The organism is bacterium, from assembly GCA_039961635.1.
Lineage (GTDB): Bacteria > 4484-113 > 4484-113 > JAGGVC01 > JAGGVC01 > JABRWB01.
Window position 1 is genome coordinate 38964 of sequence record JABRWB010000059.1, and the last position, 22860, is coordinate 61823.

General features: G+C 57.1%; 17 protein-coding genes and 2 CRISPR repeat arrays. All 17 genes read left to right on the forward strand.

Annotation, left to right across the window (positions count from 1 at the left end):
- Window positions 1-72: 72 nt before the first annotated feature.
- Entirely contained in the window at window positions 73-510 is a 438-nt protein-coding gene (locus tag HRF49_09575; GenBank protein ID MEP0814897.1) for an Rrf2 family transcriptional regulator, read from the forward strand.
- Window positions 511-570: 60 nt separating this feature from the next.
- Window positions 571-1560, forward strand: coding sequence for a zinc-binding dehydrogenase (locus HRF49_09580; GenBank protein ID MEP0814898.1), 990 nt, complete (start codon window positions 571-573; stop codon window positions 1558-1560).
- Window positions 1561-1707: 147 nt separating this feature from the next.
- Window positions 1708-1884, forward strand: a complete 177-nt coding sequence (locus HRF49_09585) for a transposase (protein MEP0814899.1) — start codon at window positions 1708-1710, stop codon at window positions 1882-1884.
- A 128-nt stretch (window positions 1885-2012) separates the two neighbouring features.
- Window positions 2013-3188, forward strand: coding sequence for a putative CRISPR-associated protein (locus HRF49_09590; GenBank protein ID MEP0814900.1), 1176 nt, complete (start codon window positions 2013-2015; stop codon window positions 3186-3188).
- Complete coding sequence (gene cas2, locus HRF49_09595; GenBank protein MEP0814901.1) at window positions 3188-3490, forward strand: CRISPR-associated endonuclease Cas2; 303 nt, start codon at window positions 3188-3190, stop codon at window positions 3488-3490. The genes HRF49_09590 and cas2 overlap by 1 nt, the downstream gene beginning before the upstream one ends.
- Window positions 3491-4495 (forward strand): CRISPR-associated endonuclease Cas1, encoded by a 1005-nt coding sequence (gene cas1, locus HRF49_09600; protein MEP0814902.1) that lies wholly within the window; start codon window positions 3491-3493, stop codon window positions 4493-4495.
- A gap of 186 nt (window positions 4496-4681) precedes the next feature.
- Window positions 4682-7592: a CRISPR direct-repeat array (repeat unit 37 nt; unit sequence GTCGCGCGCGACCTTCTCCCCTTTAGGGGTTTGAAAC).
- Window positions 7593-7914: 322 nt separating this feature from the next.
- A complete protein-coding gene (locus tag HRF49_09605) occupies window positions 7915-8238 on the forward strand; it encodes a hypothetical protein (protein ID MEP0814903.1) in 324 nt (107 codons plus the stop codon).
- 311 nt (window positions 8239-8549) lie between these two features.
- Window positions 8550-10046 carry a hypothetical protein gene (locus tag HRF49_09610; GenBank protein MEP0814904.1) on the forward strand — a complete coding sequence of 499 codons (1497 nt, stop codon included), beginning with the start codon at window positions 8550-8552 and terminating at the stop codon, window positions 10044-10046.
- 5 nt (window positions 10047-10051) lie between these two features.
- The gene (gene cas6, locus HRF49_09615; GenBank protein ID MEP0814905.1) at window positions 10052-10915 is read left to right on the forward strand and encodes a CRISPR system precrRNA processing endoribonuclease RAMP protein Cas6; all 864 of its coding nucleotides are present in this window, start codon (window positions 10052-10054) and stop codon (window positions 10913-10915) included.
- On the forward strand, window positions 10896-12149 hold the full coding sequence (gene cmr1 / locus HRF49_09620; protein MEP0814906.1) for a type III-B CRISPR module RAMP protein Cmr1: 1254 nt from the start codon (window positions 10896-10898) through the stop codon (window positions 12147-12149). The genes cas6 and cmr1 overlap by 20 nt, the downstream gene beginning before the upstream one ends.
- Window positions 12146-14173 carry a type III-B CRISPR-associated protein Cas10/Cmr2 gene (cas10, locus tag HRF49_09625; protein ID MEP0814907.1) on the forward strand — a complete coding sequence of 676 codons (2028 nt, stop codon included), beginning with the start codon at window positions 12146-12148 and terminating at the stop codon, window positions 14171-14173. The genes cmr1 and cas10 overlap by 4 nt, the downstream gene beginning before the upstream one ends.
- Window positions 14170-15261: a type III-B CRISPR module-associated protein Cmr3 gene (cmr3, locus tag HRF49_09630; protein ID MEP0814908.1), complete on the forward strand. Its 1092-nt coding sequence runs from the start codon at window positions 14170-14172 to the stop codon at window positions 15259-15261. The genes cas10 and cmr3 overlap by 4 nt, the downstream gene beginning before the upstream one ends.
- On the forward strand, window positions 15258-16097 hold the full coding sequence (gene cmr4 / locus HRF49_09635; GenBank protein ID MEP0814909.1) for a type III-B CRISPR module RAMP protein Cmr4: 840 nt from the start codon (window positions 15258-15260) through the stop codon (window positions 16095-16097). Before cmr3 ends, cmr4 begins: the two co-directional genes overlap by 4 nt.
- A complete protein-coding gene (cmr5, locus tag HRF49_09640) occupies window positions 16097-16498 on the forward strand; it encodes a type III-B CRISPR module-associated protein Cmr5 (GenBank protein MEP0814910.1) in 402 nt (133 codons plus the stop codon). Before cmr4 ends, cmr5 begins: the two co-directional genes overlap by 1 nt.
- The gene (gene cmr6, locus HRF49_09645) at window positions 16498-17601 is read left to right on the forward strand and encodes a type III-B CRISPR module RAMP protein Cmr6 (GenBank protein ID MEP0814911.1); all 1104 of its coding nucleotides are present in this window, start codon (window positions 16498-16500) and stop codon (window positions 17599-17601) included. The genes cmr5 and cmr6 overlap by 1 nt, the downstream gene beginning before the upstream one ends.
- 260 nt (window positions 17602-17861) lie before the next feature.
- Window positions 17862-21756: direct repeats of the CRISPR family, unit length 37 nt; unit sequence GTCGCGCGCGACCTTCTCCCCTTTTGGGGTTTGAAAC.
- 21 nt (window positions 21757-21777) lie between these two features.
- Window positions 21778-21978, forward strand: coding sequence for a hypothetical protein (locus HRF49_09650; protein MEP0814912.1), 201 nt, complete (start codon window positions 21778-21780; stop codon window positions 21976-21978).
- A 64-nt stretch (window positions 21979-22042) separates the two neighbouring features.
- The gene (locus tag HRF49_09655; protein MEP0814913.1) at window positions 22043-22708 is read left to right on the forward strand and encodes a hypothetical protein; all 666 of its coding nucleotides are present in this window, start codon (window positions 22043-22045) and stop codon (window positions 22706-22708) included.
- Window positions 22709-22860 lie beyond the last annotated feature (152 nt).

Here is a 22860-nt window from a genome sequence, read left to right on the forward strand (position 1 = left end):
TCGGAATAGTATAAATCAGACTCGCGGACGCGGCGGCGCCGCCCCGCATTATCCTCGACGGAGGGATGCAAGATAAACATCACGCGCAAAACGGATTACGCAGTCAGGGTTCTCATCCTGCTGGCGGCCGCGCAAGACAATCCGGTGCCCGCGAGGGAAATCGCCGAGAAATCGGACGTGCCGTACAGGTTTCTGGAGCAGGTTCTGCGCGACCTCAAAAACCTGGGGCTGATCAAAAGCATACGCGGTCCGTACGGCGGCTACAAGCTCATCAAGAAAGCTTCCAGCATAAACCTGCTTTACGTCGTGGAAGCCATAAACGGTCCGATCGAAATCGTTCCCTGCCTGCAGGATCCCGCCGATTGCCGCCTGTTGGGGTTGTGCGCCGCTCACAACGTTTGGTGCAAGGTGGACAAGGGTATGAAAGACACCCTTCGATCGGTCACCTTCGACAGGCTCGTTTCGAAGGAAGCTCTGGGCAATCTGGACAAGCTGATTCCCGGCCGCTAGCCGGGGGCTGAATTCCGGACGCAGGTCTGGTAAAATTGCCGCGGCCTCGCGCCGTCGGCGATGAAATCAATCGTTTTCGAAAACCTGGGCAACGAAACCGCGATGACCGTCGCGGACTCCCCCGTGCCCGCTCCCGGCCCCGGCAAGGTGCTTGTCAAGGTCGCCGCCGCCGGACTGAATCCCGTGGACGTTCTCATCTGCGCCGGATATTACTTCCGCAAGCCGCCGCTGCCTTACACGCCCGGATTCGAAGGCGCGGGTGTGGTCGAGGCGATCGGCATGGGGGTCGGAAAGTGGGTGACCGGAGAACGCGTCACCTTCCGCCAGGGCAGCGTCGGTTTCGGGCGCGTCGCGGGCGCGTTTTCGCAGTACGTCGTTTGCGGCGAGGACGATCTCATCCGCACGCCGGAAGAATTCACGGACGAGGAATCGGGGGGGTTCTGGCTGGCCGGGCTGACCGCATGGGGCGGGCTTATCCATTTGCTCGGTTTGCAGGAAGGCCAGACCGTCGTAATCACCGCGGCAAGCGGCGGCGTGGGGCACATCGCGGTGCAAATGGCGAAAGCAATGCGGCTTTACGTCATCGCAACGACGCGCTCCGAGGAGAAAGCCGAGCGGATATCCGAGCTTGGCGCTGACCGCGTTGTTGTAACATCCAAGGAAGATCTCGCCGCGGCGGTCGCGGGGCTCGGCGGTGCGGACGGCGCTTTCGACGCGGTCGGGGGCGAGACCACCGCGCAATTGATGAAATGCTTGAAGCCGCTGGGCAGGGTCGTGGTTTACGGCGCGGTGGGCCGCACCCCGCCGCAGATAGACTTCGCTTCGCTCATATCCAAAGCCACAGGGGTGCTGGGATTTACGATGATGACCCTTCGTGAAACTCCGCAGCTTTTGGAAAAAGCGGAGGCGAGCCTGCTTGAATTCGTTGCCGCGAAAAAGGTCAAGCCGGTCGTCGGCCAGCGGTTCGCACTGGACGACGCGCCGAAGGCCTGGCGGGCGATAAAGGACGGCGCGGGATTCGGCAAAATCGTGATTCTGCCGCACGCATGAGCCGGGCGCGGCGCGGCGCCGACGGCGACGGGAAAAGATGGTCATAACCGCCCGGCTCGGATCGTCCGTTGCCCGCGGTGATTGCGTGCGACAACGGGACGAAGTTCACGTCCAAGGCGATGTGTGAATGGGCAAAGGGGAACAAGGATGACCCTCGGTTTCATCCGTCCGGGAAGGCCGGTGGAAAACGCGTTTGCGGAGAGCTTCAGCGGCAGGTTGCGTGGGGGCTGCCTGGATCGGAACCGGTACTCATGTTTTAAGGAGGTGAAAGAAAGGATCGAATCACGGCGTTTGCATTGCAATAACAAAAGGCCGCACAGCTAGTCGGCGTATTTTGCCCCATTGGCCTTTGCCGGGAGCGCGGCCAACTTGGTGGATTTAACACATTCGCCCCGGTACCAACAACGGGGGAATGTTATCTTAATCGTTGGATTTTTCACTGGAGGAATTTAATGTACGATTACAGCGGAAGCCAAATTAACACTTTGCTTTGCACTGTGGGAACTTCGATTGGCGGTTACCTTAAGGCCGCCGGTATCGAGTTTGCCGCGCACCGCCGCGCCGATATACTTGACTACCTTGCGGAGCGCAACGCGCTTGACAAGGAATGCGGCGCGGAGCTGAATTCGATAGCGCTTATTGCCAGAGATGCATCCAGTCGGAGGCTAAGGGATTTCACCGAGCTTTCCCGAATAGAATTTCTCGTGAGCGACACTGACAACGGAAAGCTTGTTGGTGACGTTCTTGCCGAGCACGTGAAAAGGAATCCCGCCTGCATCTCGGAAACACTGAAATTCAGCACGGCTGTACACGTGGTAAGGGGACTGGTTCCTGAAGACGGCCGGCGCTTCATAACGGAGGGTCTCGCCAGCTTGGCGGACATAATCTGCCGGCGCTGGGAGGAAGTCCGGAGCGCGGGGATGGGCATCGCCGTAGACGCGACCGGCGGTTTCAAAGCCCAGATTGCCGTCGCAACGCTTTTGGCCCAGGTTTTGGACATGCCCGTGCTTTACAAGTACGAGCTGTTCAACTCGGTCGAGCGTCTCGTGCCCTTGCCCGTTTCGATTGATTACGAGCTTTGGAAAACCCACTCCCTTGGGCTGGAAACACTCGCATCCGATTCGATGCTGGCGTTCGATGAAATCCCGGACTGGCTTGCCGCCATCCGCAAGCAGATGGGTCCGCTTGTTGACGTCGCGAAAGTGGAGGGCAAGCATTGCGCTTCATTGACAATCACCGGCGGCGTGTTCCACCGCGCGATGAAGCAGAGGTTCGGGCTTGAAGTATCCCTGCCGCCCGACAGAACCGGAGAAGCCGTGGTGATTTGGGAGGATGGAAGCTACGGCAAGGGAAGGCATCCCGAAGCGGACAAGATGATCAACCGCCTGCTTGCCAAATGCCGATACATTACACGCGTAGTTGTATATTACCGCCATCCCGAAGGCGAATTCAAGAGCCATGCGAAAATAAGTTCTGTCAAAAAGGGCGGCAAAGGTGTAAGCGGCGTAGTACTTTTTCTCTCCGGCGGGGGGAAAACAAGCAAGGCCATACTTTCCTTTACCCGCGACGACCTGATCAATGCGGAGCTTGAGGCCATTTGCAGGGATATAAACGGTAAGCTTCGATAATGCCCGGCGAGCGGACGCACTACATAGTCGCTTACGACATTTCCTCCGATGCGAAGCGGACCAAGGTTGCTTCGATTCTTGAGGACTACGGCGCGCGCCGGCAGTACAGCGTATTCGAGGTTTCGCTATCGGATGCGGAATACGCCGCGATGCGCGAACGGCTTTCGGAAATCGCGGACGAGGACGCCAACGCGATTGTCTGCTGGATGATTTGCCGCGACTGTCTGGCCAAGACGGACATAATTGCAAAGCCGTCGGATAAGCCCCCCGAGGAGGTTGACCCGGATGTTCTTGTATTTTAGATGCCGCGCTTTAATTTTCATCCGCAGGCAAACGCAATGATTGCTTACATTTCGACGCAGGGAGCGAAATTGTCCGCCGAATCCGAACGCCTTCTTGTCTCCATAGAAGGGAAGGAAATCGGCGAAATCGAAACGGTGCGGTGCGACGGCATCCTTCTGTTCGGCGGCATCGAGATCACCACTCCCGCAATTACGCTGTGCGTCCGGAAAGGCATTCCGGTTTCGTTCCTTACCGAAAGCGGAAGCAGGCTCAAAGCGCGGATTTTGCCCGCGGGGACGGAGCGCCGTTTCCGGCGCCAGTATGCGCTTTTGGAAAATTCGAATGCGTGCCTTGCCCTGGCGCGCTCGACGGTTCGGGCGAAACTCGAAGCCTCGCTTGCCGTCGTCGAGGATTATTCCAGCAACCTCCAGCCCGAGCCCCCCGAAGTTGCAGCCGCGCGCGAAGTCCTGTCGGAGGCATTGCCCAATTCGGATTCCGCCCCAGGAATTCCGGAGCTTAACGGAATTGAAGGAGCCGCCGCCGCGTCCTACTTCCGCGCGTTCGGCCCCATGCTTGGCTCTGTGGAATGGCCGGGCAGGACCGGACGCGGCGCGGCGGATCCAGTCAACGCCCTATTGAATCTTGCCTATTCCCTTGTGGTGTCCGAGTTGACCGCAAGGCTGGATGCCGCGGGTCTCGATCCGGACGCCGGGTTTATGCACGCGGATCGCCCCGGCCGCCCCTCTCTCGCACTCGATTTGATGGAGCCGCTGCGTCCTGCGCTTTGCGATCGGTTCGTTTTGTCCGCGTTCAACCGCAGGGAAGTCAATCCGGAAAACGACTTCGAAAACACGCCGGAAGGTCTGCGGCTGAATCGCGCCGCTTTTCACAAGGTGCTTAAAAAGTGGGAGGCGCGGCAAAAGGAAGTGATGCCTGGAACGAATCCGCCGGTTTCCAACGACGCGGCGATTGCCGGGGTTGTTGACAGCTTCCTTAAAACCGTGCTACATTCAAGCCGCAAGTAACCTCGGAAACCTCCAAAAGGCCGGGAGGTTACTTGGATCGGGCCGGAGGCCGCATGAATGCTTGATTTCCGGCGATTCCGGAGCTGCTTTCGGGCACTCCCAACTCCCCTTCTGGGGTCTGAATTTTGGAGGTTACTTGGAAGGCGGCCGGAAAACCGCATCGGAACTGGCCCGCCGGAAGGGTAAGTCGCGCGCGACCTTCTCCCCTTTAGGGGTTTGAAACGTAATTGCGTTCGCCTCAGCCACCCAGTAGGCTGTACCGAGTCGCGCGCGACCTTCTCCCCTTTAGGGGTTTGAAACTTTATTTTCTCCGTAACTGATAAGCGTTCGCCGTAAAGCACCTGTAGGTCGCGCGCGACCTTCTCCCCTTTAGGGGTTTGAAACGCTGCGACCCGGGTATAGTTGACTGACAACGCTCCGGGTGGTTAGTCGCGCGCGACCTTCTCCCCTTTAGGGGTTTGAAACTACAACGTCTCTCCCCAGGCGTCGTAGCTCCCGACCACCTCGGGGTAGGTCGCGCGCGACCTTCTCCCCTTTAGGGGTTTGAAACCGAATCCGCCGATTATTGCCGCTATCGTCGCACCAAGAGCCGTCCGTCGCGCGCGACCTTCTCCCCTTTAGGGGTTTGAAACATGAAATGTCGGCAATGGTCTTTAGGGCCTCGACGATTTGCCCGGTCTCGTCGCGCGCGACCTTCTCCCCTTTAGGGGTTTGAAACTCCTAAGTCGCTTCTCCAGTAAATGGTGTGCGGACCTCAGATAGGTCGCGCGCGACCTTCTCCCCTTTAGGGGTTTGAAACCGCATGAAGCCATACTGCAGCGCAATTGTGTCTACGCCATCAGGTCGCGCGCGACCTTCTCCCCTTTAGGGGTTTGAAACTCCATCCGGCCTTCAGGTAATCCAGATAGGACTGGTAGGCGTTACTGGACGTCGCGCGCGACCTTCTCCCCTTTAGGGGTTTGAAACGCCCAGCGCACCTCTCCCTGAAGGTGGTCCTTCTCCTTCAGGTCGCGCGCGACCTTCTCCCCTTTAGGGGTTTGAAACTTTTCTCCTGCCATGGCTCGTCGTACGTCATGCTCTTTGTAGAGCAGTCGCGCGCGACCTTCTCCCCTTTAGGGGTTTGAAACCAAGGCAATACGTGTCCGATTTCGCCTTGCGCTTGTTGAACCTCTGTCGCGCGCGACCTTCTCCCCTTTAGGGGTTTGAAACTTTGTGCTAGCTGATACCGTAGCAGTCCGTGAATGCAGGCGTGCGCAGTCGCGCGCGACCTTCTCCCCTTTAGGGGTTTGAAACCCTCCTAGACCGGGCTTAGCGCTTGGGGCCGCAACAACTACATCAGTCGCGCGCGACCTTCTCCCCTTTAGGGGTTTGAAACATATTCGCAAATTCGGCAAACTTGCCGGAAAGTGGGTGCCGCGCGAAAGTCGCGCGCGACCTTCTCCCCTTTAGGGGTTTGAAACCTTGACAGGATAGGCGGTGGAATAGCGGGTGGTTATCAACCTCCGTCGCGCGCGACCTTCTCCCCTTTAGGGGTTTGAAACGGAACGAGGGAGGGCGGACGGGTTCCCGGAGGCGAGACGGGAGGCGGTCGCGCGCGACCTTCTCCCCTTTAGGGGTTTGAAACTATGCCCTTTTTCCCCAGGGCATAAATCCTGGCGCGCGACACCTTCGTCGCGCGCGACCTTCTCCCCTTTAGGGGTTTGAAACGCACAAGAACATCTTGAGCTAATGATGTCACAGCATCCTGCCGTTGGTCGCGCGCGACCTTCTCCCCTTTAGGGGTTTGAAACTGAAAACTTCAGTGCCTTGCCGAGTGTAACCACCTCTTTCACGTCTGCATGTCGCGCGCGACCTTCTCCCCTTTAGGGGTTTGAAACGCGTAGAAAATCTGGAACGCAAGGGTCAGCGAGTAATCGTAGGCCAAGTCGCGCGCGACCTTCTCCCCTTTAGGGGTTTGAAACTTCTGGCAGCCCTATCCTCGGACTCCCAGCCTCCAGGCCAGTCGCGCGCGACCTTCTCCCCTTTAGGGGTTTGAAACGCGTCTCATGGGCGTAATTTGGCCCAATTTTTTCGCACGACTTGTCGCGCGCGACCTTCTCCCCTTTAGGGGTTTGAAACAGCGGCGGGACACAAGTCCGTCTATCCACTTGATCGTTACCTGTCGCGCGCGACCTTCTCCCCTTTAGGGGTTTGAAACAGTTAGCACAAATCGGGCGGTTTTGCGGAATTTGTGATAAGAGTCGCGCGCGGCCTTCTCCCCTTTAGGGGTTTGAAACGAACAGGTGCGCCAGTACGCCGGCGCGCCGGCTAGTTACGTTGGTCGCGCGCGGCCTTCTCCCCTTTAGGGGTTTGAAACCCAGAAATTAATGTAAAGTGGAAACGGTTGTTTTCATATTTAACTTGTGTCGCGCGCGGCCTTCTCCCCTTTAGGGGTTTGAAACAGCAGTGGTCGCGAGGTGTTTATACGTAGATTCAGTTTTGCTGGTCGCGCGCGGCCTTCTCCCCTTTAGGGGTTTGAAACGCTACAGCTAGAGCATCAAACTCCTCATCGGTAGCGTCTATATTTACGTGTCGCGCGCGACCTTCCCCCCTTTAGGGGTTTGAAACCGTTTACCCGCGTGAAAATCTCCGGCAGCGCGCTTGCAGAGCAGGGTCGCGCGCGACCTTCTCCCCTTTAGGGGTTTGAAACACTGCTTCCAGTGGCATTCCGGCGACGTCGGCAGCGGTCTTGGTGACGTCGCGCGCGACCTTCTCCCCTTTAGGGGTTTGAAACAGGCGTATTTGTCCTTGCCGGAGCCGCCGCGCTTTTCGGCCGGTCGCGCGCGACCTTCTCCCCTTTAGGGGTTTGAAACGCGAGAATACCCGTGGTGGCGAATACCGCGAACAAAATACAGAGTCGCGCGCGACCTTCTCCCCTTTAGGGGTTTGAAACCCATGGACCATCTCCGAGAAAACCATGTCTGGCTCTTCCGGATGTCGCGCGCGACCTTCTCCCCTTTAGGGGTTTGAAACGCGTAAGCGTCGATGACTTCGCGGATCGCGACGTCCGGGTCTTCGTCGCTCGCGCGCGACCTTCTCCCCTTTAGGGGTTTGAAACTGCTCGGTCTGAGGCAGCGTTCTTATAAAATGGAGCACCCATTCCTCGGTCGCGCGGGAGCGTCTCACCTTTTGTTGGGGTTTGAAGCCGATGCTAATCCCGCATCGGGCGCACGCAGTGCGCCCCTACGGCGTTTCCGTATGTGAGGGGCGTCGCGCGGGAGCGTCTCACCTTTTGTTGGGGATTGAAGCCGATGCTAATCCCGCATCGGGCGCATGCAGTGCGCCCCTACGGCATCGCGCGGGAGCTTTTCCACTTTTGCCCAGCAGGATTACTCCATATCCCCGGCTGCATCCTTATTTGATTTCCGGAGGAGCTGCTCTTGTACTACTTAATGGCGGCCATCTTGATATTGCATATCTCGATCAGCGTCCGTTTCACGTGCAAATACTTTAAGCACAGGAAAGATTTAGGCTCTGCAATCTCCGTACTAGGCGGGCTCGACGGCGCGGATAAAATAGGCATTATCGCGGACGTCGTCCTGATGATTCTGTTCGCGGCGGCGTCCTGGTTCGCATTTCTCGATTTGAAAAAGGTTTTCGCCGCGCTTGCCGGCGTACTGGTTCTGGACACGGCGATTTACACCGCGACACCGCTGTTCGTGCGGGAGCCGCAAGACGGCGGCGCGGACGGTGGACGGCAATAGCGGGCGCGATCATGCTCAGGCGGCCGGAAACTGCTTTCGGCTGCAATATTGCTTTTGTTTTTGAATGCAAACCGCGAAGCCTTGACAAATGCCGGAAAACATGGATAATCCGCACCATACGGGGCGGGCTTCGCCTATGGGAGGCTGCAAAGGTCAATATTCAAAGTCCGGCGCTATCGTCTTTTGCAGTTTGAAAATCAGATTTGTGTTGGCGGGCTTATAAACAGAAGCTTGTATAATGCCGATGAGAGAATTCAGCGGCATTTTCCATAGTTTTTGAAGGGAGCTTTCACCGCTCCGGGGAAGAGGAATTGGAGAAGCCTAAAATCGCGGTGCTGAATGCGGGCCTCGACGAGGTCAGGGCGCGCTGGTCGGATGCCGACAGGCATGAAAAGGACGTCATATACGCGCGTGAATTCGGCCCGAAATTTGCAAGGCTCTTCTCCAGGCTTCCAGTTGACGGCCATGTGGGCGACTTTCCCAAGGTCAAGCATCTTGTCAGCGTACTCGGACTGTCATGGCAGCCCGCGGCTCTTCTCGCGGCGAAGTTCAATCCCGATAAGCATTTAATAATCGGAACCGCCGAATCTCTGGCCGTGAAAGTCGCCGGCGAAGACGTGATTGATGTCATCTCGCGCGTTTCGGGGCTTTCCCGAAACAGGCTCGAAGTGGTCAAAGTGCGTCCTCCGGAAGAACGCGGCATTTACCGCGCCGTAAATGATTTCTGCAGGGAAAACGAGGTTTCGCCCGGGCGGATTGTGGTGGATCCGACGGGCGGCAAAAAGACGATGTCGTTGGCGGCCGCGCTGGCGGCTTTCCTGATGGGCGCGCTGATAGTGTACGTGGACTACGCCGAATATGACGCGGCATTGCGCATGCCATTGGCCGGCACCGAGTATCCGCGCCTCGTAACGAACCCCTTGATTGAATTCGGAACGCTTGAATTGAGGAAAATCGAGTACAGCTTCAACGCCTGTCAGTTCGATCTGGCGTCCAGGGCCGCTTCGGAGTTTAAGGATAAAAGCCACTTCGAGCACCTCGGCGCGGCGCTCGGCGCGATGTGCGCGGGATACGGCGCCTGGAACCGGTTTGAATTCAAAGAGGCGCGCGGGCATCTGCAAAAGCTACGCTCCGCCGTTGAAAAATACGGGCCGGAGGATGGATGGGTCTGGGCAAGAAGGATTTACGACGGGATTACGGCGCATATCGAGGCGCTTGTAAGACTCGAAACCCTTCAGTCCCAATCCCCCGATTTCACTGGTTATTCCGCCGAGGATGCGGGCCTTGTCTGCGCAAACCACTTCGCTTCGGCCAAAAGAGCGTTCGCCGCCGGCGGTTATTCGTCGTCCGTGCTACTCGCATATTCCTCACTGGAAAGGGCGTTTGGATTTGCTCTGCTCCTGGGTCACGGATTGAACCCCTCCAAAATACCCGAATCTTGCTTGGATACGGGCGAACTGGATTTGTTTCATTCCGCAGGCAGAGAGATTTTCGAGGATAAATACACCGAAATGCCGCTGCTTCTCATGCCCGGATTTGCGCAGAGATTCATGCTGCTTTGCGCCAAGAACGGGCGGCTGTTCGGAAAGCTGAAGCATTCGATTCAGGATTTGCGCAAGCTTATGAATGTGCGCAACGGATGCGAGTTCGAGCATGGAATGATTCCGAAGCCGATTGATAAGGCGGCGGCGGACAAGCTGCTTGTCATCGCGGAGCGTGTGCTTAAGGTTGTTTCGGATGAATACGGTTTTGAATTTGACGGGAAGCTGAAGCAGCTTTCATTTCCGGTCGTGAAGTTGGGAGCCTGAACGAAATGCCATCTATCGTCGCGTTGGAGCTTGTTGGGCCTGCCCGGACCGCCGCGGCGCCCGTTTCGATGTGGCATGGGCTTGCAACAAGGTTGCTGCACTCGGTTGACGGCGCGGCCGCCGTTTATCATGGCAGGGACGCATCTTCCGTTTCGGTCGGATGGCCGGCGCCATGCGCGGCCGGGGATGGCGCGGCGGTTTTCGTTTGGGAGTTCGGCTTTCTGGACGACGGACTTGCGCAGCGTTTTGCTTCAAGCGAAGCTTTGCTCGCGCTCCCCATGCGCATCGGCTCGCGGACGCTTGTGCCGGTCGGAAACGCGAGGCTGTCGAATGCCGGGCAGGCGTCGCTGGCATGGGAGGATGCCATCTCCGCTGCGCTTGAGCGCTCGGAAAGCCGCGACGAGTTTTCGCTTGAGCTCAGGTCGCCGTTCCAGTGCAGGCGCGGCGGCTTGGGCAATCTTGCCTTTGTCCCCGAGATTGTTTTTAAACAGCTTTCCAGGCGCGTTTCGGCTTATTCACCGGCGGAAGTAAAGGATTTGCTGGAGGAGTTTTCACCGTCCAAATCAAGACTGGTGCGGCTTGATTGCGCAACCGTTGAATTTATGCTTCGCCCCGGCGTCAGGGATCGCGGAATAGTCGGCAGGGTCGAGATTGCGTACGACTCGCCTGAAGGAATGGCCGGATTTCACCTGCTCGGGCTGATCGCGCCGTTCGCGGGACTGGGGGCAAAAACCGGAGCGTGCCTGGGCAGCGTGCGTCCCGCGCAGCCGATGCGGCGGAGGCGAAATTCCAGTTCTCCGGATTTGTCGGGATTCAAGCCTGTGGATTTTGCAGTTCGGGAGGTATGCGATGCTCCAAGCGAAAATTGAGCTTTTGACTCCGGCGTTTGCCGGCGGCGCGGACAACAGGAACACGGCAGAAATACGCGCAAGCGCAATCCGCGGAGGGTTGAGATTCTGGGCGCGCGCGCTGCTGGGGTATTTGTATGGAAGTGATTCCAATGGCTTAGAAAATGCCAAAACAATTGAGACAAGGATTTTTGGGGATACTTCAATTGCATCAAATGCCGCGTTACGAGTTGAGCATGATTGTTCTTCGACGAAAAAGGATGTCGGCGGGAAGAAATTCATTGCTGATTCTCTTACAAAGGTTTCAGGTTTCGATTCATCTCACAGGAATCGCCTAAAGATCGTCAGTCCCAGATCTGGCTCAGAAACTCCAAGCAACATGCTTGGCTGGTTGGGTTATGGATGTGTCGGTTTCAAGGGAGATGCCCAAAAATTTTATTTTCCCTCGGGATGCAATCTCAACCTGATCATTTCGTCGCGCGTTGGCAGCGCGGGTTTAAATGAGAAAGAAATGAAGTTGTTGGAGGCTTCCCTTTGGTGCTACGTAACTTTCGGAGGTTTGGGTTCAAGGTCGCGAAGAGGGTGGGGGTCAATGATATTTGCAAAATGCTCGGAACTCAATATTGTTTCGGCTAGGAATGTCAATAAACCTAATGACGGATTGCAGGAAATCTTGCCAAAATTATCATCTGCTTTTAATGTGCAACCGCGGTTGGGCTTTCCTAACTACTCGCATTTTGCAAAGGGACATACGCGCATCTTGAAAGCGAAAAGCGCCAATGTTCAATTTGGTTCTCCGCTTGATGCCCTGGATTTTGCCGGCTGCCTTCTTGTGGCATTCAGGCGCAGATATGGAATACAGCTCGAAAACCGCATACTATACGGAACAAAAAGAGATTACCAATGGGCAAAGAATAGGAATGTCGGCAACGTTGAATTGCCGGGAAGGATAGGTTTCGGTCTGCCATTGCCTTTTGGCAGATTCAACGATGAGATCGTATCTATTTCCGAAAACGCAAATACCGGCGACAGGCGCGCAAGCCCGCTTCTTGTAGCTGTTAAAAAATCCGACGATGGCAGCTATTATCCCGTTTTTCTATATCTGAAAAGCAGGTTTCTTCCTCAAGGAGTCAAACTTAAATGGAAGAGGCGCAATTTTTCTGCTCCTGAACAATCACAGATAGTTGACGACTTCCTGAATTTTTATTCCGGCAACGGGCGTCTTGTTGACATCACGCCGGAGGTGCTCATATGACCTCAATTAACTCCTGGAGCCGCTTGTCGGACGCGGCGCTGGAAATGCTGAAACTTCCCGCGGGCGCGTCATTTCCGCAGGCCGTAAGCGCGTGGAATTTGCTTCCCGAATCCGATGGCCGCTACGAAACCGATGCTGCCTTGGCCCGGCTGGCGGGGGGGGGGAATCCGCTTTTGCTCACATGGTCTATCGGCCCCGTCCAGGGCTTCATCGCGCAGGCGCGGCGCACCGCGGATTTATGGGCGGGGAGCATGATCCTTTCCACGCTGGCGGGCGAAGCGGCAATGGTGATTGTCCGCGAGCTCGGCCCCTGGGCGATCGCATTTCCTTCTATGCGCAACCAGCCGGCGCTTGAAAAATGGCTGTCGAACAACTTTGACGGTGAGGGCAAGTCCGATATCGGCTCGGATATCGCGGCGCTTCCAAACAGATTCTCGGCCGTAGTGCCCAAGGAATTGTTGGACAAATTAACCGCGCAGATGGAAGATTCAGTCCGGCAGGCTTGGAAGGCTATTGTCGACAGAGCGGCGAATTACATCCGCAACTGCGGTTTCCTGCTTGAAATGAGCGTTTTGGATCGCCAGATTCCCTCCCAGTTTCAGATAAGCTGGAGCGCCGTTCCTCTGCAAACCGATTACTCAAAGTCTAACGAGGCCGCGGCGTCCGCGTTCAATGCGATGAGGGCGGGAAGGCCGTTTATCCAGATATCCGAACCCGGAACGAAGTGCTTTTTGTGCGGCGAGCGCACCGCACTTAACCACGGTGGCGAAAAAGATTCAGAAGCATGGCAAGCCCTTTCGTTAAAGGACAAGAGCAAGGGTTTCTTCCGAAAGGGCAAAAAGGAGGGCTTGTGCGCGGTCTGCCTGGCGAAGCGCGTTTTTCCCATCGGCGGGGACGGCGATGCGTTTGCCTTTCCTTCAACCCACGAGATTTCGCTTGGCGATTTCCGCTCGCAACTCGGAAAGGCCATCAGGGATAGCGATGAATTGCGCCAGGCATACGGCAAATTCCGCGCCGCGCTTGAACGGGCGGACGAAAAGTTGGACGAACCCGCCATTGTCCGTTGCCGCGGGAATTGCGAATCCGAGGACGGGCGGGGCGTAAATGCGACCTGGTTTCTCCGGGAATTTCCTACTGAAGCCAAAGAAGCAGAATCGGCGCGCCAGGAATTCGAGAGATCGCTGAAAGCGCAAAGCGTGCCTTTTCCGTCCGGCTATTACGCGATCCTCCTGATGGACGGCGACAATGTAGGCAAGCTGTTGCGCGGCTCCGGCAATTCAAACGGATTGGCCGAGCGCCACGCAAAGTTTTCGTCCGCGCTCAACAACTTTGCGCTGAAAATGGTTCCGGGGATTGTGAGGCGGCATCTCGGCCACCTTGTTTACGCCGGGGGCGATGATGTTCTTGCGTTTCTTCCCGCGGCTTCCGCGCTTGATTGTTGCGCGGAACTTGCCTTGTCGTATCGGGAAGGCCTTGAATTCGCGGGGCCGGACGCCACCATTTCGGCCGCGATAATTTTCCCACATGCTTTGTCCCCGGTCGGCCCACTCCTGACGGAGACTCATCGCCTGCTTGACGGATACGCAAAGGACGAGCTTAAGCGCAATGCCCTGGCCTTCCAGGTCATGCAGCGCAACGGCATCCGTGCAAAAGGCGGTTTCAAGTTCGTGGAATGCGACGGCCAGCCGGACTGGTTTGAGAAACTGCGCAAAGTGAGGTCCGAATTGGGCGCGCGGCTGGGCTCCACCAAGCTTTATTCCATAATCGAGCTTGCGGAGCAGCTGACGGGGGAAAACGTCTCCGACGGAATCGGCGAAGCGGCGCTAAGCGCGCTTGTGCTGCACTCGGTATCCAAAAGCGGCCTGCTCGGAGGCGGGGAGCGCGGCGATTCTAAAGATAAGAGCATTGCCCTGCGCGTTTCGGAATTGCTCCTTCCGTTCGTGATACATCGAAAGACCGAAGTCCTCAAACTTGCCCGCTTTCTTGCGATGAATGAAATGCGCGTGCAGGAGGAAAATAAATGAAAAACTATTCGCTTGTGCCCGAAGACGTGCTTTTTTTCCGGGACGGCAAGCCCTTCGCCAATTTCCAGAAGAGCCTGTTCCCGCCTTCCCCGCAGACCGTCTACGGCGCGCTGCAGGCCGTTTTGCTGTATCAATGGTGCAACGACAACGGGATTTCGGGCGATATACGCAAAGTTGTTAATGATAAACGCGGCCCGGATTCCTACCACAATCTGGTTGTGCGAGGACCGTGGCTTGAAGCTGATGGAAAGGGCGATCTGTTTCCCTGTCCGGCGGATCTGTGGCTTGAATTTAAATCCGGCGAAAACAGAAAAAAAGTCCTGGCCGCGCATTTTGCCAAACCGTCCGATGGAGATGGCGTCGGCTTTCGTTCGGACAGATTTTGCGGCGCCGTCTGTGCAAGTTCTTCCGCAAAGCAGCCGGACGGCTGGTGGATTGATTACGCGGGTCTGTCGGCTTGGGCGAAAGGGGAACATCCTTCGCCGGAAAGCTTTGTTCACTCCGACGAGCTATGGACTTTCGAGCCGAGGGTGGGGATAGAAATATCCCCGAATATCGGCAAAGTTGAGGATTCCGTGCTTTTCGGCGTCGAGTTTGCGCGCCCGCTGAAGAAAACGGATTTACGCATTCGCGTGGACTGCTCGGAGGATCTTCCCGAAAACGGAATAATCCGACTCGGCGGCGAAGGACGGACGGTCTCCGTTGAACGCGCGGCGTCGCCGTCCTCGTTTCCGAGCGCTTCGGTCGATGCGAAAAAGCTGAAGCTGGCGCTTGTCACCCCCGCGATTTTCGAACATCCGCTGGGCATATTCCCGCGCGATTTCGACTCGAGCACCGGCGAATTTGTGCTGGCGGGCGTCGCACTGAAACTTGTTTCGGTTGCGGGCGGCGGATACATAACTTGCGGCGGCTGGGACGGCGCAAGTGGGGCTCCAACCGTTTTGCGCCGCGCGGTCAGGCCGGGCACCGTTTACTTTTGCGAGCTTTTAAGCGGTGATCCAAATTCACTGCTTCAAGCAAAGTTCACCGATTATCCCGAAGATGCAAAAAAAGGTTTTGGCACTTTGGCCATAGGAGAGTGGAAATGAAATACAGGGATCTTGCAATGCTCGGACTTTACGCCGAGACATCCATGCATTGCGGCGACGAGGGCAGCTCCGGTTTTATAGATATGCCCGTCCAGCGCGAAAAGCACACCGAGTATCCGGTCATCCCCGGCTCCACCTTGAAGGGGGTCTTGCGCGCGGAATACCATGACGATAAGGGCGAAAGCGGCGCCGCTGCTGTTTTCGGCTCTAAGGACGGCAAGGGCGGAATCTGCGTCGCGGACGGTATGCTCGTCGCCTTTCCCGTGCGCTCGCTTCTTGAGCCGTTCTTCTGGGTGACCTGCCCCTATGCTCTGGAGCGGTTCGCCCGCATCGCCGCGCGTTACGGAGTTGCAGCGCCCGCCGTTCCCGCCATTGCGGATGACAACGCGCTCGTCTGTCGAGGCGCGGCACGCGATATCAGCCTCGAAGACTCGCTCGTCAGTGCACAGCCGGGGCTTCCCGAGGGCATTGTGAATTCAGTGTCGGCGCTGCTTCCGTCGGACGAAGCCTTCAATTACGTCAGGGAAGCGCTCAATACCCGGCTGCTGGCCGTAAGCGACCTTGTGTTCCGCGATTTGGTCAAAACCGCAACAGACGTCGTGACGCGCGTAAGGATAGATCAGGAAAAGGGCACAGTGGCGAGGGGAGCGTTGTTCAACCAGGAGCTTGTTCCGTCCGACGCGATTTTCGTAAGCTCGCTGCGCGGCCGCAGCGACGCCGACGTGGACGCGTATTTCAAGTGGTTCGGCGGGCATAAGTTGATACGCATCGGCGCGGACGAGACTATCGGCCGCGGCATTACCCACGTTTCGCTTAAAAATGGAGGTATGAACTGATGCCGCAGACATTGCTTCAGAAGCGGGCTGCCTTTGCATATGCAAAGGTATCCGCTATTTCCGGGGCCGGGCAGCCAAGAGAAAAGGATTTCAGAACGCGCTTGTTGGATCTCGGTACGCAGCTTCACACAAACGGGCTTGGGCAGACGGCGGCGTTTTATAAATCAAAGGCGGATAATGAAAGCGGCAGTTACCGGGAAACACTTGCCTGGTTGAGAGAGTGGCTTGCCGATCCGGAACGCAGGATATTCGAGAATCCCCAAGGACGCGACTTATTGCAGCTGATCACGTCTTCCGATGCCGAGGCATACCGCAAAGCCAGTGTTGAAGCGAAGGAAATCGCGCTCTGGTTCAAGCGGTTCGCGGAAGCAATGCTGCATAGCGGCCAAGGAGGAGACTGATGCCGTTCAACCTTCCGATGCCCGCTGACATCAATAGTCATGCAGAGCCGGTGCTTACGGGCAGCAATGGTTACCGGTTGGCGAACCGGTCGTTGATCCACGACTGCTACCTGCACACCTGGGGCGAGGGCTGGACATTGGGTACAGGCGAAGGCGAAGGCAAGTCCGGATTCCACCACTCCTTCGCTTCGAAATTTAACAATGGGATGGACCAAAGCTTCGGCAGGTTTATCAGGCGCCGCTCCGCCGCGCTGCGGGCCGCCGGATACTTGCCCGTTTCGGCGAAGCTCAAGTCCCGCCTGGTGCTCGGCCTCGGCCTAGACCATCCCACCGAGCTTGGATTCATGCTCGACCGGATGACCGGATGCCCGTACATCCCCGCCTCGTCCGTCAAGGGCTTTCTTCGCGCCAACGCAAAACCCGCCGGCTGGTCAAGTGCCGCCATTGACGCTTCCTTCGGTCCGCTTCTCGGCGACGGCAATCAAGATGCAGCGCGCGGCAAGCTCTCTTTCGCGGACGCTTTCCCGGACAAATGGCCGGAGCTGGAAGTGGATGTTCTTACGCCGCACTACGGCCCCTATTACATGCCTTCCGGAAACCGAATCCCCGCCCCCGGCGACTGGTTCGACCCGGTGCCCAGCACCTTCCTGACCGTGAAGAAAGGCGGAGTCTGGACGTTCTGGTACAGGCCGCAGCGGGACTTCCACCCCCCCTCGCCGTTACCGGAGCTGTTTGCCGCCGCGTTCGCGGCCCAGGGCGTCGGCGCAAAGAAATGCGCCGGCTACGGCTGGTTCGAAATTGCGCAAAATGCATCCTCCGTCAATCCATCGAGTGCCGCTCCGGCCTCGGCGAACCTGGAGACCTTCGACCTGGCTGCCGCCGACGAAGATTCCATAAAAATGCTTTTCCGCAAGGAGTGCAGGGATCAATCCTCCCCCGGAAGCGACGTTGAGCTTGCCAGGCGGATTGCGGCTGAACGCCCGGATGTCGTCGCGGTGTGGAAGGAGGAATTTGACCGAAAGACCAAGCCGGAAAGCCGCGACAAAACGACCTTTTCAATGCTTGTGAAGCGCGTTCCAAGCCTTGATCCCGGCGGCTTATAACCGTTGCTCGCGGGCGCAAGCCCCGGCGTACCTTGAAAACCGGCATTTTGGGCGCTTGATTCGGCGTCAAGTAACCTCCAAAACCCCGAAAATGCCGGGAGGTTACTTGGATGAGGCATGAGCCCGCATCGCTGCTGGATTCCGCGACAACCGGAGCCGCCTGAAAGTGATATTATAATATCGCTTTTTCGGCAGCCCGCGGGAGGTTACTTGCATAAGCCGTTTTGTGCTAATATTGATGCGGGCCCGCGAAAAGGTAAGTCGCGCGCGACCTTCTCCCCTTTTGGGGTTTGAAACGTTACATCGCCGACAAGCGATGTACCGATATGCTGCAATCCGTCGCGCGCGACCTTCTCCCCTTTTGGGGTTTGAAACACGGTTACGAGCCGGGGCTGGTCAGGGGCGATATCGACATTGTCGCGCGCGACCTTCTCCCCTTTTGGGGTTTGAAACTCTTCGGCGGGGGGAGGAAGGAGCCTCCCACCGTTAAGTCGCGCGCGACCTTCTCCCCTTTTGGGGTTTGAAACCGCCTCGCCAAATCGCTTCGTCTACTCGCAACCATAATCCCGCCGCGGGGTCGCGCGCGACCTTCTCCCCTTTTGGGGTTTGAAACTTCTGGAGCGACTTTACCGCGCTTTCGGTTTTGGGGCCGAAATCCCCGTCGCGCGCGACCTTCTCCCCTTTTGGGGTTTGAAACCCCGTTGGGCATATGGAAACTCTGCCAAATCTTCGATACTCTGTCGCGCGCGACCTTCTCCCCTTTTGGGGTTTGAAACGAAGATTGCCCACGACATCATCCGCCGCCGGATTCCACTCCGGGTCGCGCGCGACCTTCTCCCCTTTTGGGGTTTGAAACGTTACCGGCGCGCCCGCTCCGTATCCGTGGTGAAGATATCCCGTCAGTCGCGCGCGACCTTCTCCCCTTTTGGGGTTTGAAACCCACTCAACATTTCGGCCTCTGATATGATGGCCTGCATAGCCATCGTCGCGCGCGACCTTCTCCCCTTTTGGGGTTTGAAACGCAGGCGAAGCAAAAGCGCTCGCCTTCCGGCGCTTCGGCTTGTCGCGCGCGACCTTCTCCCCTTTTGGGGTTTGAAACGGCGAGCATGGCACGAGCTACTCAATCGGCTGGGTGTTTACGGGCGCGTCGCGCGCGACCTTCTCCCCTTTTGGGGTTTGAAACCGCCTTCGTTAGACGATCACCGTATTGTTTACGGTAATCGTCGCGCGCGACCTTCTCCCCTTTTGGGGTTTGAAACGGCCCAGGGGAGAGCGTGGTATGGAGAAGAACCCGAACTACGGTCGCGCGCGACCTTCTCCCCTTTTGGGGTTTGAAACGCCTTCTTTATATTCGAAGCCGTAAACTGCGCGGCAAGCGGCAGTCGCGCGCGACCTTCTCCCCTTTTGGGGTTTGAAACTGACCCAGAGCGTCATACGCGCTTCCTCTTTTCCTCGCCGTCAGTCGCGCGCGACCTTCTCCCCTTTTGGGGTTTGAAACGCAAGACGGGAGTCGAGAGGCTTCAGGAACTCGACCCGTCGCGCGCGACCTTCTCCCCTTTTGGGGTTTGAAACATACATCTGCACCACGTATAATCTCATCTCCTCCAACTCTATCAGTCGCGCGCGACCTTCTCCCCTTTTGGGGTTTGAAACCGAGAAGCGTTTCGACACCCTTCCGCCGCCGCCCTAGCCGCCTGTCGGTCGCGCGCGACCTTCTCCCCTTTTGGGGTTTGAAACCCGTCTGTAGTCTGGTCCCCAACCTTGAGGCTGGGGACAATGTCGCGCGCGACCTTCTCCCCTTTTGGGGTTTGAAACAAAATGCTGTCGCCCTCGATTCCGAAATCAAAGTCATCCACCTGCAGTCGCGCGCGACCTTCTCCCCTTTTGGGGTTTGAAACGGGGGCAAAATCACCAACACCGGCTTATCCATCTTTCACCTGTCGCGCGCGACCTTCTCCCCTTTTGGGGTTTGAAACCATCACTCACACACCCCGGAAACTGCTCGCCCAAACGAATTGCAGTCGCGCGCGACCTTCTCCCCTTTTGGGGTTTGAAACTCAACCGGACGTATCTCACCGCCGTGCGCGAAAACGAGTCTCCCTACGTCGCGCGCGACCTTCTCCCCTTTTGGGGTTTGAAACTTCATTAAAGAGTTTCATATGCGAAGTTCAACTTACGAGTCGCGCGCGACCTTCTCCCCTTTTGGGGTTTGAAACTGACCCTGTAGCCCATGCCCGACAGGAGCCTGGCCGCAGCTTCGGCCGTCGCGCGCGACCTTCTCCCCTTTTGGGGTTTGAAACGTCAGACATGACCGGCGGGACCTCGCGATGGGCTAGTCCATCGTCGCGCGCGACCTTCTCCCCTTTTGGGGTTTGAAACGCTCTTGTTCGCCAATTCCGTAAAGAGGATGTTGTCAAGGGAAGTCGCGCGCGACCTTCTCCCCTTTTGGGGTTTGAAACGGGTATAAAAGGCGAACCAAGTCCTTACTCACTTGGCGAGGAGCGGTCGCGCGCGACCTTCTCCCCTTTTGGGGTTTGAAACTTAGGGTCGAGAAACACCCTCGATCCGTATGCGGGGTGCGCGTCGCGCGCGACCTTCTCCCCTTTTGGGGTTTGAAACGCAAAAGAACCAGTAAAACCCCCGGAAAAAGAATCAACAGAACGTCGCGCGCGACCTTCTCCCCTTTTGGGGTTTGAAACCATACAATGGTGGAGCGAACCACCAAAACTTCAAATTCCACCTTGTCGCGCGCGACCTTCTCCCCTTTTGGGGTTTGAAACCTTAATCCCGCAGGCGGAGAAGAAGTCGCGCTCCTCAGGGCAGGGGTCGCGCGCGACCTTCTCCCCTTTTGGGGTTTGAAACTTCAACGTACCAATGCGGTTGGTCAGCAATGCCGCCAGGCCCCAACAAGTCGCGCGCGACCTTCTCCCCTTTTGGGGTTTGAAACTACATGTAATCCCCCCCGAGTCGACGGGGCGCCATTGTGGCGAGTCGCGCGCGACCTTCTCCCCTTTTGGGGTTTGAAACTTCTTCCCGTTCACGCGGGACTCGAACGCCGAGAGGATCCGGGTCGCGCGCGACCTTCTCCCCTTTTGGGGTTTGAAACCGGCCAACGGGATGACCCCGTGGGGTACGCCGATTCCGCAACGTCGCGCGCGACCTTCTCCCCTCTTGGGGTTTGAAACAACCGTGTCGAGGTCGGCCAGCAGCCCGATTTCAACTTCCTGGTCGCGCGCGACCTTCTCCCCTTTTGGGGTTTGAAACGCGGCGACCAGAGTTCGGCATAACCGAACCAAGACCCTATACGGTCGCGCGCGACCTTCTCCCCTTTTGGGGTTTGAAACTAAAAGAGGGATCAATTCGGACAACCTGTCGTATGCCAATGTCGCGCGCGACCTTCTCCCCTTTTGGGGTTTGAAACGTACCGCCGCAGCACGGCACGCATCCGCTCGCGCTCCATTTCCGTCGCGCGCGACCTTCTCCCCTTTTGGGGTTTGAAACGAACCAATCCGGCAGCTCCCCCCCGTCTTCGGCGGTATACCATACAGTCGCGCGCGACCTTCTCCCCTTTTGGGGTTTGAAACGTGCACCTTATATGCGCTCATATTTGGATTAAATAGCGTCGCGCGCGACCTTCTCCCCTTTTGGGGTTTGAAACGGATAAACCATTTCTGTTTCCCTCGCCACTCGACCTCTTCCCAAATGTCGCGCGCGACCTTCTCCCCTTTTGGGGTTTGAAACCGACGAATAACACGCCAGCATCGTGCGCACGTTTGATTCAAAGTGTCGCGCGCGACCTTCTCCCCTTTTGGGGTTTGAAACTGTCTTACCCCCTGAATATGAGCGAGAATTGCAACAACACCAAACTTTTTAGTCGCGCGCGACCTTCTCCCCTTTTGGGGTTTGAAACCCGCTTCCCGCTCATTCTTGACGGCCTCCCAGTCGTCAATGTATTGTCGCGCGCGACCTTCTCCCCTTTTGGGGTTTGAAACGCGAAGCTAATCCCGCATCGGGCGCACGCAGTGCGCCCCTACAATGTCGCGCGCGACCTTCTCCCCTTTTGGGGTTTGAAACTGAAGCTAATCCCGCATCGGGCGCACGCAGTGCGCCCCTACAATGTCGCGCGCGACCTTCTCCCCTTTATGGGCTAAATTCGAGTTTGATCCAGGTGAGGCTATGGAGTACATCGGACCTTTGTTTTTTGCCTGGTTGCTGTTTGGCCTGTTTTCCAGCGCTCTGGCATCGGAGAAAGGTTTCAGCGGCATTATCGGTTTTTTTGCCGGGCTGTTTTTCGGGCCGCTCGGTTTTTTGTATTACATCGGGGCGCCCGACATCAAGCTTAGAAAGCTTCTGGAAGATTGGCGCCGGGGCGTGTGATTGCAGGCGGTAATCCGCGCGGAATGCCGCGATATAATCACACCGTTTTTCCGGCGGAGGACTTATGGCGAACATCCACTTGATTTGCACGGTCGGAACCTCGTATGTGAAGAATCTTGAAGAAGCCTACGGGTGCACATTCCGGGAACTACCCGAAGTTGCCAAGCTCGCCGAGCTTGAGATCGACAAGGGCATCGGGCACCTGATGGCAAGCTCGGCGGAAATCAATTCCACGGTCAACGTCTTCAGGCAGATTGAGGGAAATGTAAGGAAGCTAATTTTGTTCGTGTCCGATACCTCCCAAGGCCGCTTCGCGGGCGAGCTTTACGAGTCCGTTTTCCCCGCGCTTTTCAAAGGCAAATTCGGCATTGTGGGAATTGATAGCGTAGAAACTGTCGTAATCGAGGGTTTAAAGCCCGACTTTGAAAGCTTCAGGGATGAGGGCGTGAACAATCTGAAGCGGCAGCTGTTCGAAACTATTAAGTCTATCAGGGCGACTGCGGGGTGCGAGGCGGCGATAAACGCAACGGGCGGCTACAAGGCGGTCGGAATTATCAGCGGCTTTGTGGCCCAGATTTTAGGGTGTGATGTCTGGTATCAGTTTTCGGAATTAGATGCTGCAATCAGGATTTCAAGGCCCGATCCTCAATCCGCCGCGGCTGATACCCCGCTAAATATAAGGGTCTATCACGTTCAGGACAGGAATACGATGGTCGGGCTTGTCGATTGACATCCCGATAGTAGAATTGCACGCCCGTAGCCGGAAAAATGATGGTATCAATCCGTGCACTCGGTTCCTTATTACAGGCTGGAGGTCGCGCTGAAGACCGGAGGGCCGGTTTGCGTCAACGGATTCTGGGGCGCGCACCTGCGAAGCGCGCT

What these genes read in the sequence shown, in the direction of transcription:
- HRF49_09650 (MEP0814912.1), top strand. Translation starts at nt 21,778, where the DNA reads ATGGAGTACATCGGACCTTTGTTTTTTGCCTGGTTGCTGTTTGGCCTG.
- HRF49_09590 (MEP0814900.1), top strand. Translation starts at nt 2,013, where the DNA reads ATGTACGATTACAGCGGAAGCCAAATTAACACTTTGCTTTGCACTGTG.
- cas10 (MEP0814907.1), top strand. Translation starts at nt 12,146, where the DNA reads ATGACCTCAATTAACTCCTGGAGCCGCTTGTCGGACGCGGCGCTGGAA.
- HRF49_09655 (MEP0814913.1), top strand. Translation starts at nt 22,043, where the DNA reads ATGGCGAACATCCACTTGATTTGCACGGTCGGAACCTCGTATGTGAAG.
- cmr6 (MEP0814911.1), top strand. Translation starts at nt 16,498, where the DNA reads ATGCCGTTCAACCTTCCGATGCCCGCTGACATCAATAGTCATGCAGAG.
- cmr3 (MEP0814908.1), top strand. Translation starts at nt 14,170, where the DNA reads ATGAAAAACTATTCGCTTGTGCCCGAAGACGTGCTTTTTTTCCGGGAC.
- cmr4 (MEP0814909.1), top strand. Translation starts at nt 15,258, where the DNA reads ATGAAATACAGGGATCTTGCAATGCTCGGACTTTACGCCGAGACATCC.
- HRF49_09585 (MEP0814899.1), top strand. Translation starts at nt 1,708, where the DNA reads ATGACCCTCGGTTTCATCCGTCCGGGAAGGCCGGTGGAAAACGCGTTT.
- HRF49_09580 (MEP0814898.1), top strand. Translation starts at nt 571, where the DNA reads ATGAAATCAATCGTTTTCGAAAACCTGGGCAACGAAACCGCGATGACC.
- cas2 (MEP0814901.1), top strand. Translation starts at nt 3,188, where the DNA reads ATGCCCGGCGAGCGGACGCACTACATAGTCGCTTACGACATTTCCTCC.
- cmr1 (MEP0814906.1), top strand. Translation starts at nt 10,896, where the DNA reads ATGCTCCAAGCGAAAATTGAGCTTTTGACTCCGGCGTTTGCCGGCGGC.
- cas1 (MEP0814902.1), top strand. Translation starts at nt 3,491, where the DNA reads ATGCCGCGCTTTAATTTTCATCCGCAGGCAAACGCAATGATTGCTTAC.
- cmr5 (MEP0814910.1), top strand. Translation starts at nt 16,097, where the DNA reads ATGCCGCAGACATTGCTTCAGAAGCGGGCTGCCTTTGCATATGCAAAG.
- cas6 (MEP0814905.1), top strand. Translation starts at nt 10,052, where the DNA reads ATGCCATCTATCGTCGCGTTGGAGCTTGTTGGGCCTGCCCGGACCGCC.